The organism is Martinezella rhizogenes (assembly GCF_027460065.1).
In the GTDB taxonomy this organism is placed as follows: Bacteria; Pseudomonadota; Alphaproteobacteria; order Rhizobiales; family Rhizobiaceae; genus Agrobacterium; species Agrobacterium rhizogenes_C.
Map to the genome: position 1 here is coordinate 17,422 of NZ_JAPYZZ010000032.1, position 12,011 is coordinate 29,432.

General features: G+C 60.8%; 11 protein-coding genes. 5 read left to right on the forward strand and 6 right to left on the reverse strand.

Annotation, left to right across the window (positions count from 1 at the left end; translation table 11 throughout):
• Nucleotides 1–125 precede the first annotated feature (125 nt).
• Nucleotides 126–1,097 carry a VOC family protein gene (locus O8B93_RS26990; protein WP_269712968.1) on the forward strand — a complete coding sequence of 324 codons (972 nt, stop codon included), beginning with the start codon at nt 126–128 and terminating at the stop codon, nt 1,095–1,097.
• A gap of 489 nt (nt 1,098–1,586) precedes the next feature.
• Here the strand turns inward: O8B93_RS26990 and O8B93_RS26995 are convergent, their stop codons facing one another.
• The 3 genes from O8B93_RS26995 to O8B93_RS27005 form a co-directional block, all read right to left on the reverse strand.
• On the reverse strand, nt 1,587–5,054 hold the full coding sequence (locus O8B93_RS26995) for a chromosome segregation SMC family protein (protein ID WP_269712969.1): 3,468 nt from the start codon (nt 5,052–5,054) through the stop codon (nt 1,587–1,589).
• An 84-nt stretch (nt 5,055–5,138) separates the two neighbouring features.
• On the reverse strand, nt 5,139–5,819 hold the full coding sequence (locus tag O8B93_RS27000) for a DsbA family protein (protein ID WP_269712970.1): 681 nt from the start codon (nt 5,817–5,819) through the stop codon (nt 5,139–5,141).
• Nucleotides 5,820–5,947: 128 nt separating this feature from the next.
• On the reverse strand, nt 5,948–6,475 hold the full coding sequence (locus O8B93_RS27005) for a DUF721 domain-containing protein (protein WP_269712971.1): 528 nt from the start codon (nt 6,473–6,475) through the stop codon (nt 5,948–5,950).
• A gap of 98 nt (nt 6,476–6,573) precedes the next feature.
• On the opposite strand from O8B93_RS27005, the gene mutY reads away from it, so the two are divergent.
• Nucleotides 6,574–7,677: an A/G-specific adenine glycosylase gene (gene mutY, locus O8B93_RS27010; RefSeq protein ID WP_269712972.1), complete on the forward strand. Its 1,104-nt coding sequence runs from the start codon at nt 6,574–6,576 to the stop codon at nt 7,675–7,677.
• On the forward strand, nt 7,674–8,285 hold the full coding sequence (locus O8B93_RS27015; RefSeq protein WP_269712973.1) for an HAD family hydrolase: 612 nt from the start codon (nt 7,674–7,676) through the stop codon (nt 8,283–8,285). Before mutY ends, O8B93_RS27015 begins: the two co-directional genes overlap by 4 nt.
• 34 nt (nt 8,286–8,319) lie before the next feature.
• Here O8B93_RS27015 and O8B93_RS27020 read toward each other — a convergent pair whose 3' ends face one another.
• Nucleotides 8,320–8,610 (reverse strand): type II toxin-antitoxin system RelE/ParE family toxin, encoded by a 291-nt coding sequence (locus O8B93_RS27020; RefSeq protein ID WP_269712974.1) that lies wholly within the window; start codon nt 8,608–8,610, stop codon nt 8,320–8,322.
• 2 nt (nt 8,611–8,612) lie between these two features.
• Entirely contained in the window at nt 8,613–8,864 is a 252-nt protein-coding gene (locus O8B93_RS27025) for a type II toxin-antitoxin system ParD family antitoxin (RefSeq protein WP_269712975.1), read from the reverse strand.
• Between O8B93_RS27025 and O8B93_RS27030 the strand changes: the two genes are divergently transcribed.
• Nucleotides 8,854–9,048 (forward strand): hypothetical protein, encoded by a 195-nt coding sequence (locus O8B93_RS27030; protein ID WP_269712976.1) that lies wholly within the window; start codon nt 8,854–8,856, stop codon nt 9,046–9,048. The two genes, O8B93_RS27025 and O8B93_RS27030, sit on opposite strands and share 11 nt — an antisense overlap.
• Before the next feature lie 192 nt (nt 9,049–9,240).
• On the opposite strand, the gene O8B93_RS27035 is transcribed toward O8B93_RS27030, so the two are convergent.
• Nucleotides 9,241–10,386 (reverse strand): site-specific DNA-methyltransferase, encoded by a 1,146-nt coding sequence (locus O8B93_RS27035; RefSeq protein ID WP_269712977.1) that lies wholly within the window; start codon nt 10,384–10,386, stop codon nt 9,241–9,243.
• 237 nt (nt 10,387–10,623) lie between these two features.
• Between O8B93_RS27035 and O8B93_RS27040 the strand changes: the two genes are divergently transcribed.
• Complete coding sequence (locus O8B93_RS27040) at nt 10,624–11,724, forward strand: hypothetical protein (RefSeq protein WP_269712978.1); 1,101 nt, start codon at nt 10,624–10,626, stop codon at nt 11,722–11,724.
• Nucleotides 11,725–12,011 lie beyond the last annotated feature (287 nt).

Consider the following 12,011-nt stretch of genomic DNA (forward strand, 5'->3'; position numbering starts at 1 on the left):
TAATTGCGGCGAATTGCGCGCAAGAATTGCCGCAAAGGCCAAATAAGGCACGATTGACGCATTCGTGTAGTGCGCTGAAACGGAGTGTTGCCTAAGCCATTCAAATCACTGCAAAGAGATTATTCATGCAATTTACCCGCCGCCATACGTTGAAATTTGCCGGAATTTCCTGTGCCGCCACCGCTCTCGCCGGTGCGCTCAAAGCAGAAGGGGGTGCAGCCCCCGCAAATGCCGCCCTGCCCTTCGCCTTAACGACACCGATGCATGTGGGTCAGGCGGCGCTGCGAGTCCGCGATCTCGATCAGATGATCGATTATTACCGTTCGGTTCTCGGCATGAACGAGGTGGAACGCACGGCAAGGGGCGTGACGCTCGGCGTCGGAAACGTGCCCCTGCTCGATCTCGTGCACAAGCCGGCGGCGGATTTCGAAAGCCCCACCTCCGCCGGCCTGTTCCACATCGCCTATCTGATGCCCTCCCGCAAGGATCTGGCACGCTGGCTGGTGCATGCAGCATTGAAGCAGGTGCCGCTAACGGGTTTTGCCGACCACAATGTCAGCGAGGCAATCTACCTCAACGATCCCGAAGGCAATGGCATCGAGGTTTACAGCGACCGGCCGAGGGACACATGGGTCTGGAGCGGTAACGTGGTGAAGATGGGCACCGAACCGCTCGATGTCGATGATCTCGTGACGCTGACCGACACCAGAAAAAGCGATTATGAGACCGCCCCGGCCGGCATGCGCATTGGCCACATTCACCTAAGGGTCGGTGAAATCGCCACTGCCCGCGCCTTTTACGAAAAGGCGGTCGGCCTGCGACCGACGCAGGATGCGCGCTCGGACGCCTCTTTCCTCTCCTCCGGCGGTTATCACCACCATCTGGCCGTCAATACGTGGAACAGCCGGGGCGCGAAGCAACGCAATACCATGGAGACCGGTCTCGACTGGTTTTCTCTCACCATTCGCGATGCGGCCGATCTCGAGGCGCAGAAGGAGCGTCTGCGGGCAACCGGCTATGTGCTGGTGGAGATGGAGAATAAGGTCGTGGAGGCGATCGACCCGTGGGGCACGCGGCTGCGGCTGGTGCCAGGTTGAGTGACGGTAGGCCTCCATGCATCATGCGCGGAGAAATTCACACACTGCGCGATTGGCAGTTGCAGCAGGCCAATGGTTTACAGGGATTCGCTGCGTCTCCTCCTCCCGTCATTCCGGCCCTGAGCCGGAATCCAGCCGACGCACGTCTGCGCGACGGGAAGAGTCTTTTCAGCCCAAGAACTTGGGCTGGCTGGATACCGGCTCAAGACCGGCATGACGGAGGAGGTTTGCTCCCCGGAAACGACTACCAGCCATACAGCCACCTCCACTCTGTGAACCCGGGAAAAGAAAGCCTTGCGAGGCCACGGCAGCGGCCTCGCAAGGCATTCCATCCGGTACAGGAAACCGGATGGTGGGGTCTGGAGAGAACCCTAGGTTCGTGACCAATACATAGCAAAATGCCACGAGATGTCGCTCACCCGAATGGGTGATACGGCAAGATAAATTCACATTGAGCAAAAGTCGGGAGATGATCCCGAACGAGCCGCCTCAGACGGCTTCGCGCAACTGTTCGGCAGTCTGCAAATCCACGGAGACGAGCTGCGATACGCCCTGCTCTGCCATGGTGACGCCAAAGAGGCGGTTCATGCGGGCCATGGTGATGGGATTGTGGGTGATGATGACGAAGCGGGTTTCGGTGGAGGCCACCATCTCGTCCATCAGGTTGCAGTAGCGCTCGACATTGTGGTCGTCGAGAGGTGCGTCCACCTCGTCCAGCACGCAGATGGGCGCGGGATTGGTGAGGAAGACCGCGAAGATCAGCGCCATGGCCGTCAGCGCCTGCTCGCCGCCGGAAAGCAGCGTCATGGTCTGCGGTTTTTTGCCCGGCGGCCGGGCGAGGATTTCGAGGCCGGCTTCCAGAGGATCGTCGGATTCGATCAGCTGCAACTCCGCCGTGCCGCCACCGAAAAGATGGGTGAAAAGCCGCTGGAACTGCGAATTGACCACGTCGAAGGCGGCAATCAGCCGCTCACGACCCTCGCGGTTGAGGTTCTGGATGCCGGCGCGCAGCTTGCGCACGGCATCGATGATGTCATCCCGCTCCTTGATCAGCGCCTCGAGCTTGGCGGAAAGCTCCGCCTGTTCCTCCTCGGCGCGCAGATTGACGGCACCAAGCCTTTCGCGCTCGATCTTCAGCCGGTCGAGATCGCGCTCGACATCGCGGATATCGGGCTTCGGCTGGTCCGGGCCAAGGCCGGTCAGGCGAAACGCCATATGCGGCTCGGTATTCAGCGTTTCGCGAATGCGGTGTTCGGTCTCCTGCCGTTTCTCGCGGGCGGAAACCAGCCGCTCTTCGGCGCGGCCGCGCTTTTCGCGGGCTTCCGCCAGTTCGGAAAGCGCCGTTGCCGCCACCCGGTCTGCGGCACGCTGCAGGTTTTCCGCCTCGGCCAGTCGGTCGGCGGCTTCGCGGCGGGCGTCTTCGGTTTTCTGCAATTCATTGAGGAGGTTGCGGCGTTTCTCGTCAAACTCCTCCGGCGCTATATCAAGCTCGGCGATTTCCTCGCGCGCCTCTTCCTCGCGTTCGCGCAGCGTGGCGATGTGGTCGGCCGCACTTGCCGCCCGCGACTGCCAGGTTGAACGTTCCTGCCCTATCGCCTGAATTCTGCGCTGGCGGCTTTCCGTCTCACGGCTCACGCCTTCATGGCGCGCACGGGCCTCCGCCAGCAGGCCGCGGTCAGTCGCGACTTCCAGCTGGCTTTCACGCAGCTTGAGATCAAGCACGGAAAGATCCGGTGCGTCTTCCATTTCGATGCGGGCATTTTCCTCCTGAACGGCGATCTCATCGATCTGCGCGCCGATCTGGTTCAGCGCTTCGGAAACGATATCCCGGCGGCGCAGCAGATCGCCTGAGGCCCGTTCGGCTGATGTCAGCGCCTCGCGTGCCTCGGCAAGCTGGCGGGTCGCGAGCCGGCTCCGGTCGCGCACGTCCGAAAGCTGCAATTCGCTGCTTCTGATGGCCTCGGTTCTCGCGGCTAGCTGGTCTTCGGCCTCGTCCAGAATGGAGCGGGCCTCGTCCAGTTCGGCTTCGATTTCGGCGAGGCGGTTCTTCTGCGACAGGCGAAGGGCTGCAGCACCCGGTGCATCGGCACTGGCGATGTGGCCGTCCCAGCGGAACAGGGCGCCTTCGCGTGTTACCAGCCGCTGGCCGGCTTTCAGCGAAGGCAGAAGGCGTCGGGCCTCCGATACGTCTGCGACGACACCGATCTGCGCAAGGGCGCGTCTAAGCGCATCCGGCGCCTGCGCATAGTCCAGCAGCGGTTTCGCACCCTGCGGCAAGACGGGATCATCCGCACCATTTCCGTTGCCGCCCCAATAAGCGGGGGCGCTCGCATCGAGCGGGCTTTCGAGATCGTCGCCAAGCGCCGCGCCCAATGCGGCCTCATAACCGCGCTCCACCGTCATTTCTTCCGCCACCGGCGTGAAACTGCCATTGGCAGCGGCACTGGAGGCGAGGATTTTGGTGATGGTGCGCGCTTCGGTATCCAGCGCGTTCAGCCGATTCTTCGCCGTTTCCAGTGGCCCGCGCGCCAGCGCTTCGGCCGAACGTGCCTCGGCAACGGCAGCCTCGGCCTCCTCCGCCACGATCAATGCATCCTCGACGGCGATCTCAGCTGCCTCGACCGCTTCACGCCGTTCTGCGGGGTCCGGAAGGCCGGAGAGTTTTTCGTCGATGAACTCGATCTCGGCCGTTGCTTCCTGCGATTGTCGCTCGAGCCGTAGTTTGCGGTCGGAAAGATCGCGGATCGCCCGCTCCAACTGCTGACGGCCGGCCGCCGCCTCAGCGCGTTCGGCGGTGATGGCAGTGAAAATAGCTTCGCTTTCCGCCAGCTTGACGGCCGCAGCCTCGAAGGCTTCACGCATTTCATCAGCATGGCGACCGGAATCGGAGAGGATTTCGAGAAGTTCAGACTCTTCTTCGTCCAGCCGTGCGAGTATCTGGGCATTATCGGCAACCAGCCGTTCCTCGCGGACGATATCCTCGCCAAGCTGCGACAGACGGCGCGCCAGCTCGTCTCGGCGGCGCAGCAGGCGGTTCGCCTCGTCATCCAGCTGGGTGCGGGCGATCTGCAGGCGTTGCAGGGCGGCGGCCACGCGGGCCTCGTCCTCGCGCAGTTCCGGCAGTTTCAGGCTGGCGATGGCCTGCTGCTTGGCCGCTTCCATCTGGCCCTGAGCCTTTTCGGCGACGATGTTTGTGGCCTGGTTGAGGGCGCTTTCCGCCTCGCCTTCGGCCTCCTTCGCCTCCACCCAGCGAATGTGCAACAGGGTGGCCTCGCGGGCGCGGATATCAGCGGACAGCATCTTGAAGCGGTTGGCCTGACGCGCCTGACGTTTCAGGCTTTCGATCTGGCTTTCCAGCTGGGCGGTCACGTCTTCCAGCCGCTCCAGATTGGTCTCGGCGGCGCGCAGGCGAAGCTCGGCCTCGTGGCGGCGGGAATGCAGGCCGGAAATGCCGGCCGCCTCTTCCAGCAGCTGGCGGCGAGCCTGCGGCTTGGCGTTGATGAGCTCGCCGATACGCCCCTGCCCGACCATCGAGGGCGAGCGAGCGCCGGTGGAGGCATCGGCAAACAGCAGCTGCACATCCTTGGCGCGGGCTTCCTTGCCATTGATACGGTAAACGGAGCCGTTTTCGCGCTCGATACGGCGCGTCACCTGAATTTCATCGGCATCGTTGAAGGCAGCGGGCGCGGTGCGGTCGGAATTGTCGAGATAAAGGCCGACTTCGGCGGTATTTCTGGCCGGGCGGTTGCCGGAACCTGAGAAGATGACGTCATCCATGCCGGATGCGCGCATGTTCTTGTAGGAATTCTCGCCCATCACCCAGCGCAGCGCTTCGACGAGATTGGACTTGCCGCAGCCATTCGGGCCAACGACGCCGGTCAGACCGGGCTCGATGATGAATTCGGAAGGTTCAACGAAGGACTTGAAACCGACGACGCGGAGCTTGTTGAACTTCATGCCGGCACACCCCGGCAAGAAGACGGGCAATAAAAAACGGGCGCGCGGAAATATCCGCCGCCCGCTTTCTGAAGGCTTCGGTGATCAGAGCAGCTTGTCGATGACAGCCGACATGGTTTCAACCGACATGTCTCCTGCGTATTTCTTGCCGTTGATGATGAAAGTCGGCGTGGAGTTGACGCCGAATTCCGTCGCACCGCGTTGCATGGTTGCGTTCACATCATCCAGAAGTTTCTGGTTCGTCAAGCAGGCCTCGAAAGACTCCTGTGAGAAACCGGCCATTTTCGACATTTGCAGCAGGGCGGCGCGCGCATCCTGGGCGACAGCCCAGCTCTGCTGCTGCTTGAACAGCATGGAAACGAAGGGGAAATACTGTCCTTCCGGTGCGCAGCGCGCCAGCATGAAGGCGGCAGCGGCGCGCGGATCGAACGGGAATTCGCGCAGCACGAAATAGACCTTGCCGGTATCGATGTACTTCTTCTTGATCTCGTCGAAGGTCTTGTTGTGGAAGTTGGCGCAGTGCGGGCAGGTCATCGACATATATTCGACGATCTTGACGGGTGCGTTGGCATCGCCGAGCGCTGCTTCCGGCAGCGGGCCGGGCTTCATCACCGCAGCCATATCCACGTCACCGGTGGATTCAGGCAATTCCTGCGCCTCGGCAATACCGGGCGTGAAGGCAAACGGCAGGGCCGTGGCAATGGCGGCAAGGGCAACACCGCCGAGAAGGCTGCGACGGGAAATGGTCAGTTCGGGAAAATGCATGAAAGCACCTGTTGGTAATAGACTCTATTGTCCGTTGATTCCGATATAGCGACGGCCTGTTCATCACAAGCGGGGTTTTGGACTCTTCTTGTCAAAGAATTGTGACCAGTCAAGGACAACCGCACCGATCAAATGGTTCGGCCACGCGGCTTCTTCTGCAAGACCGCCGTGCCAAGCCTCTCCACCGCCTTGCGCAATGCCTCGCTCTCGATGCCTTCCATCATGTCATCGAGACGTTTTGCCGCATCGCCGCGCAGGGGTTGCGGTTTGCGCCGGCGGGTGATGGCCTGCGACACCGGCTTCTGCACGATCCTGATCTGGCGCACGGCCGGGAAGCCAAAAAAACCATTGATGCGGGCGATGAGTTCGCCCTGCGCATGGGTGAGAAACAGGGCGCGCGCGCCTTCGCAGGCAATCGTCAGCACGCCGGGCTGATAACCGCCGCGATCCGGCCCTTCGTCGCGGCGCGGCCAGGTGATCTTTTCCGGCCGGGTGCAATCGGCAAAATCGTCGCCGGCAATCTCGTCCCAGGAGCCGAGCAGCGCCGTGTTGATGCCCGCCCGTTTCGAGAGTACCGGGTCCATGATGCCATTGGCGACCTCGGCGATCTGGACGACGCCCTTCCGCTGTATAACGCCCTTCTGGGGATAACGCATGTTTCACTCACGTTTTGGGAGCAGGCGAATCCGCATGTTCTTGATCGCCCGCTTCTTATGTCCCAACTATAGGCCAAATCGAACAGAAACGGCAAACCATGCTTCAAAAACCCGCCTCGTCGTCTTATGCGCAGATGCTGCTCGCATGGTACGACCGGCACCATCGCGAATTGCCCTGGCGCACTTCCCCGGCCATGGCGGCAAAGGGGAAACGTGCCGATCCCTATCACGTCTGGCTCTCCGAAGTGATGCTGCAGCAGACGACGGTGCAGGCGGTCAAACCCTATTTTCTGAAGTTTCTGGCCGCCTGGCCGCGTGTTGACGATCTGGCGGCGGCGCCGGTCGAGGATGTCATGGCCGCATGGGCGGGGCTGGGTTATTACGCCCGTGCCCGCAACCTGAAGAAATGCGCGGAAGCCGTAGCGCGCGAGCATGGCGGTATCTTCCCGGATACGGAAGAGGGCCTGAAGCAGTTGCCCGGCATCGGCGATTATACGTCCGCCGCGGTGGCGGCCATCGCCTTCAACCGGCAGGCGGCTGTCATGGACGGCAATGTGGAGCGCGTGATCTCGCGCCTCTTTGTCATCGATGCGCCCCTGCCCGGCTCCAAGCCGGCGATGAAAATGAAGGTCGCCGAACTGACGCCCGCAGACCGACCCGGCGATTTTGCGCAGGCGATGATGGATCTCGGCGCGACGATCTGCACGCCGAAACGGCCGGCCTGCGCGCTCTGTCCTTTCAATGGCGCCTGTCTTGCGCTTGCCCATGACGAGCCGGAGCGGTTTCCGGTGAAGGCGGCGAAGAAGGCCAAGCCCGTGCGGCTCGGGGCTGCTTTCGTCGCAGTGAATACAGAGGGAGAAATTCTGCTGCGGCGGCGCATCGACAGCGGGCTTCTCGGCGGCATGACCGAGGTGCCGACAACGGCGTGGACCGCGCGGATGGATGGCGGCACGGAGGTGAGCCACGCACCCTTTGCTGCCGACTGGCAGATGGCGGGCGTGATCGTGCATGTCTTCACCCATTTCGAACTGCGTCTGACCGTCTATCGCGCGCAGGTGCCGGATGGCCTTCAAACCGGACCGGATGACGGATGGTGGGAGCCGGTTACAAATCTTGACGCGCAGGCGCTGCCAACGGTGATGAAAAAAGTCATTGCAGCAGCTATTCCATCCGCATTCGATAAAAGCAGGAAAGTTCGATGACCAAGATTGACCATATCGTATTCGACATCGGCAAGGTGCTGATCCATTACGATCCGCATATTCCCTATAGCCGCCTCATTCCAGATGCCGATGAGCGCCAATGGTTTTTCGAGAATGTCTGCACCCATGACTGGAACCTCGAACAGGATCGCGGCCGCCGCTGGGAAGATGCCGAGGCGCTGCTGCTTGAGCGGTTTCCCGAACGGGAAGAACACATCCGCGCCTTCCGCAAGTTTTGGCACGAAATGGTCTCGCACTCCTATGATGACAGCGTCGCGATCATGGTTGGCCTGATCGATAGCGGCCACGATGTGACGATGCTGACCAACTTCGCTTCCGACACTTTTCGCGAGGCGCAGAAGATGTTCCCCTTCCTCACTCTGCCGCGCGGCGTTACGGTTTCCGGCGATGTGAAGCTTTTGAAGCCGGATGTGGCGATCTACGATCTGCACGCAAAGGAATTCGGCCTCAATCCGGCCACCAGCCTCTTCATCGACGATACGCTCGCCAATGTCGAAGGCGCCAAGGCCGCCGGCTGGCAGGCCGTGCATTTTACCGGCGCGGAAAAGCTGAAGCAGGATCTGCGGGCCTATGGGGTGGCGGTGTAGGACACCGCCCCCTGATATCGCGTCATGCCATGGATTAGGGTTCATTCACCCAGTCCTCATGCCCATGACGCACGCGGACGATGAACACTTCGTCGTCCGCGTCGACGCTATAGACAACCAGATGCGCCTTGAAGCGATGAATGCGCAGCGGCGGCGACAATTCGTCCCGTTCGCGCGCCATTCGCGGATTACACGATATCAATTCGAAGATCGCGAAGAGTTCCCGATGATATTTCCGTGCCTGTTTGGGCCCGAATATCTGGATGCCCTCCTCCGCAATACGAATGACGTCCTCTTCCGCGAGCAGAGACAGGCGAAAGCCCATGATCAGCCGATATCGCGTTTCGCTGGCCGGGCCTCGGCCTCGGCGAACAAGGCCTCCGGCGAACGATCACCAATGCCGCTCTGCAATCCTTCATCCACCAGGCGCTGCATGGCGGCGATCTTTTCGCCCCGTTCCTGATCCCTGCGGATGAGATCACGCACATAGTCGCTGGCATTGGAGTAACGGCCTGTTTTAGACTGTGCCTCGACCCATTCCTTCATCTGGCCGGGCAGCGATATATTCATGGTCGCCATCTTCATCTCCTTTGAGGACAGGGTGCAGAATTTGGCAAAGTTTGTCAAAACGGATCGGGAAAAGAAATTGGCGCAGGCGGAAATGGCGGTCTCCGGCCTGCGCCAGTCCTGCCGCAAGCGGCATCGGACGCAGTGTTTTTGTGACTTTCCGAACCGGATTTTCACAACCACTGCTCTGATTTGAGACAGTATTGCTCGTCTCTTGCGCGAAACTTGTCTAGCTAAAGTTTTATATTCGAAAATACCAACGCCCGACACCAGGGTGCCGGGCGTTGGTCGTTTCTCTATCCGGGACTGAAGGTACTAAACCGGACAGAGACGTATTCTGACAAGGGCGGGCGGTGGATCGTCCGTCTCCAGCCTTTTGGGCTTTTGACTATTCGGCCTTTGCCATTTCACTGCGGATGATAGCTCTGAGATCATCGATCGGCTTCAGCGCGTCGCCATCTTCGAAATGCCAGAACGTCCATCCGTTGCATGCATCGAGACCCTGAACCTTCGCGCCGAGGCGGTGAATGGAACCGGCGGTCCCGCCGGATGCGAGCGTACCATCCGCACGAATAATGGCGCTATAACGGCGTCTTGCATCCGTCAGTACCTGGCCGGGGCGGACGAGGCCGCTTTCCACCAGCGTGTTGAAGGCAACGCGCGGCTCAGCCTTCTTGCCGGTCATGACGGTGAGTTCCGCCTTGCCGAGCGGCTCGACGGCAGCGATGCGAGCGGATGCCGCATCGATGTAATCCTGTTCGCGCTCAATGCCGACGAAGTGGCGGCCGAGGCGTTTTGCGACGGCGCCCGTGGTGCCGGAGCCGAAGAACGGATCGAGCACGATGTCACCCGGCTTGGTGGACGCCATGATGATGCGGGCCAGCAGAGCTTCCGGCTTCTGGGTGGGATGCACCTTCTTGCCGTCGTCGCCTTTCAGCCGCTCATGGCCGCTGCAGATCGGGAACAACCAGTCCGAGCGCATCTGCACATCGTCGTTGGAGGCCTTCAGCGCGTCGTAGTTGAAGGTATAGCTTTTGGCTTTCGGATCGCGGCTGGCCCAGATCATGGTCTCATGGGCATTCTGGAAACGACGACCCTTGAAGTTGGGCATGGGGTTCGTCTTGCGCCAGACGATATCGTTGAGGATCCAGAAATCGAGGTTCTGAAGCATGGCGCCGACGCGGAAAATATTGTGATAGGAGCCGATGACCCAGATGGTGCCGTTCGGTTTCAGCACGCGGCGGCAGGCGAGCAGCCAGGCGCGGGTGAAGGCGTCATAGGCCTCGAAGGAGGCGAACTGGTCCCATTCGTCATCGACGGCGTCGACCAGCGACTGATCCGGCCGGTGCAGCGTGCCGCCAAGCTGGAGATTATAGGGCGGATCGGCGAAAATCGCATCGACCGACTGGCTCGGGAGGGCATCCAAGGCAGCGACACAATCACCTTTGATGATGCTGTCTTTCCAGGCGTCGCTCTCGCCCGCACGATCAAAACCGGCACGCCGAAAATCGGCCAGCGGAAAAACTGCTGCCATTGGTACTCGCTCCATACGCTTACTCTCTACTGACGCTTATGGTTACCGAAGATGGTTATCAAAGCCTGAACAAGTCACGGAAAATGCGAAATAAATGGCTGTTGCGGCAAGCACGCGTGATTTGCGGCGACCGGCGGGGAACCCGAAGCGCGGCAAAAACGTTGTGCACAACGGGTTCTTCTGTCACCGCCTGTCGCCGCGGCAGGAAGAGCCATTCAGGCAGGGGGGTAATCCGCAATGGGGTCCGTGATGAAAATGGCTTCTTTTTCGATGAACGTCGTTGGCGCCGCGCTTTTCGCAATCGCGCTGCCGGTGTCCTTGCAGGCGCAGCAACCGGCCCCGCAATATAACGTCGTCACCGATGCGGTCCTGTTTGATGGTGGCCCCTCGCTCGGCAACAGCGACAAGGTACGATGGGATTTCTACAAGGCCGACCGAACTGGAGCGCGCACGGATGAGAATGCCGGCGGTTCCTATGACGCCACATTCGAGGCGAAGCTGCCGGCCGGCCGATATGTCGGCGTGGCAGCGCTCGGCAATGTGAGCCGCGACGTGCCCTTCGAGGTGAAGGACGGAAGCATCGCCCGGCCGAAGGTGAATTTCGACGCGGCGGAACTGACTGTCGTGCCGAAGCGCAGCGCCGGCGGCGATGTGGAAACACAGGCGAAAACCGAAATCACCAAGGGCGATTTCAAGGACAGCGTCTATGGGCAGAATACGGTCTTCGTGCCGGCGGGAGAGATTGTCCTCACCGGCAGCATAGGCCCGGCGCGGGCGCAGGAAACGCTTGCCATCAAGGCCGGCGAAAAGATCAGCCATGAATTGGTCATTCCGAGCGGCGTTGTCGTCGCCAGGGCGGTTTATGCGGAAGGCGGCAAGGCCGTCGAAACGGACGACATCCGTTTCGAGGCGATGTCCGCCAAGGAAACCCTCGATGGCACGCGCCAGACCATCAACGGCACTTACGGCACGGGCAAATCGATGGAAATGCCGGCCGGAGACTTTGTCATGCGTGCCCGTCTCGGCAAGGTGACGGTGGAGCAGCCCTTCACAGTAACCGCCGGAAAGCGCACGGAAATTACCCTTAATCTCGATGCCGGGGTTCTTGCCATCACCGCCCCCGGCGCGGAACGGATCGATATCGTCGAAACGACCAAGGACCTTCAGGGCACGCAGAAGGAGATTTCCGGCCGTTACGGCACGAAACATCAGGAAACCCTGCATCCCGGCGATTATTCGGTGAAGGTAAGCTACGACAAGAAGTCCGGCCGCGACCCGAAGGAGATCACGGCGACCGTCAAGGCGGCGGAACGGACCGAGACGACTGTGGCGGAGTAATTACCACGGGGCGCTTGTTCCTTGTCCCTGCTCCCTCTCCCCTTGTAACTTGATTTCGTCGCACTGTGATATTGTCGCTCGTGCGGTTGTGGATGGAAGACCGATCCCCCCTGGGGACATTGATCCCGTGAATGAGCCAGGGTCTCCATCCGCCTTTTCATCGAACCCGAACAGTCGCCGGGGCCGCTTGCGTGTGCGAAGCCCGATTAGGCAAGGATGGGATAAGATGGATAATATTGTTGGCATCGATGTTTCCAAGGACCGTCTGGATGTGGCGTTGGCAGTAT